The 1,711-nt window shown below is 75.8% G+C and carries 2 protein-coding genes; one reads left to right on the top strand and one right to left on the bottom strand.

Annotation, left to right across the window (positions count from 1 at the left end; genetic code table 11):
• Positions 1-325: 325 nt before the first annotated feature.
• Positions 326-1,042 carry a pyridoxine/pyridoxamine 5'-phosphate oxidase gene (locus E4099_RS31800; RefSeq protein ID WP_245245347.1) on the top strand — a complete coding sequence of 239 codons (717 nt, stop codon included), beginning with the start codon at positions 326-328 and terminating at the stop codon, positions 1,040-1,042.
• Between the two features lie 45 nt (positions 1,043-1,087).
• On the opposite strand, the gene E4099_RS31795 is transcribed toward E4099_RS31800, so the two are convergent.
• The gene (locus E4099_RS31795) at positions 1,088-1,672 is read right to left on the bottom strand and encodes a GNAT family N-acetyltransferase (RefSeq protein WP_135342556.1); all 585 of its coding nucleotides are present in this window, start codon (positions 1,670-1,672) and stop codon (positions 1,088-1,090) included.
• Between the last annotated feature and the right edge of the window lie 39 nt (positions 1,673-1,711).

The following is a 1,711-nucleotide window of genomic DNA, read 5'->3' as shown; positions in this document are numbered from 1 at the left end:
GGCCGAACCCGCACTGCCCCGCCTGCCCTTCTCCGCCTGCCGCAGGCTGAACCCGCACCGGCCCGCCGACCCGCCTCCGCCCCGCCGCAGGCTGAACCCGCACGGGCCCGCCACACACCGGCCTGCCGACCCGCCTCCGCCCGCCGTAGGCTGAACCCGCACCCGCCCCAGACCCCAGGGACCAGCCATGAGCGGCGACGAGACGACCCCAGCCCCCGGCCCCGGAACCGCGGGCTCCCGGACCGGCGGCTCACCCGGCGGCGCCCACCGCGGGGACGATGACGACCACTCCTTTCGCGCGCTGCTGCGCTCGCTGCGTGCCGGGATGGGCGAGCTGCCCCCGTTCGACGCCGAGCAGGCCCCACCGGAGCCCCTCCCCCTCTTCCGCCGCTGGCTGCGGGAGGCGGCGGAGGCCGGGGCACCGGAACCGCACACCATGACACTGGCCACCGCGGACGCCGCCGGCCGGCCCTCACTCCGGACCGTGATGCTGCACGACGCCGACGGGTCCGGCTGGCACTTCGCCACCCACCGCACCAGCCGCAAGGGGCGGGAGCTGGCCGAGCGCCCCTGGGCCTCGCTCGGTTTCTACTGGGCGGTGCTCGGCCGGCAGGTACGGGTCTCCGGGCCGGTCACCGCGGCCTCCCCCGAGGAGAGCGCCGCGGATCTGCGCCGGCGCTCACCCGCCGCGCTGGTCGCCGCGCTGGTGGGACGGCAGAGCGAGGTGCTCGACTCGCGCCGGGAGCTGGCCGACGCCTTCCGGGAGGCACGGGCGCGGGCCGAGCGGGAACCCGAAACGGCCGCCGCCACCTGGACGCTGTACGTACTCGAACCCGAGGAGGTCGAGTTCTACCAGGGAGACCCGGACCGGCAGCACGTGCGGCTGCGCTACCGCCGCCACCCCGGCACCACCGACCCGGACGTCACCGGCCGCACGGACGACACCGTCCCGCCCACCCGCAGCGGTGCGAGCACCAGGGATCACGGCACCGGGGACGGGCCGGCCGGCATCCGCTGGCACCGTGAACTGCTGTGGCCCTGAGCCCGCACGGCCCCCGCCGAGCCTGACGGGCACCGGCCGCCTCGGCTACCAGGCTCCGGTGGCGGCGCCCGCCAGTCGCGGGGCGGGGTCGATGGCCAGGCGGCCGTGCACATGGATGTCGCGCGGCACGCCGCCGATGTCGAACATGGCACCCCGCAGATCCCCCTCGTGCCGGTAGTGGCAGCGCTCGGCCACAGCGCAGGAGGCGTCGTTGCCGATGGCATGACCCAACTCCAGCCGGTACAGGTCCAGGTCCTTGAAGGCCCAGCGGCTCATGGCGTCCAGCGCCCGGCTGGCGACGCCCCGGCCGCGCGCCTCGGGCAGCACCCAGTAGCCGACCCGGCCGCTGCGGTGGGTGTCGAAGTCCAGCAGGCCCGCGCCGACATGTCCGAGCACCGTCCCGGTCGCGGCATCGGTGATGGCGAAGGAGGCCATCTCACCGCGCTGCCAGCCGTCGGTGCGGCTCTCCAGGAACTCCCGGGCGCCTTCCTCGTCCGGACTGGGCATGTTGCGGGTGTTCCAGCGCCGGAACTCCGGGTCGGCCAGGCCACGGCGGATGGCGGGCAGGTCCCGCTCGCCCCAGGGCCGCAGCAGCAACCCGTACATCCGCAGATCGACCGGTTTCAGCATCCCGTCTCCTTCGCCGCCCGCTCACCCCCGCCTCCCCGC

Origin of the sequence: Streptomyces palmae (assembly GCF_004684805.1) — a bacterium.
Lineage (GTDB): Bacteria > Actinomycetota > Actinomycetes > Streptomycetales > Streptomycetaceae > Streptomyces > Streptomyces palmae.
This window is presented reverse-complemented; position numbering and strand designations above follow the sequence as displayed.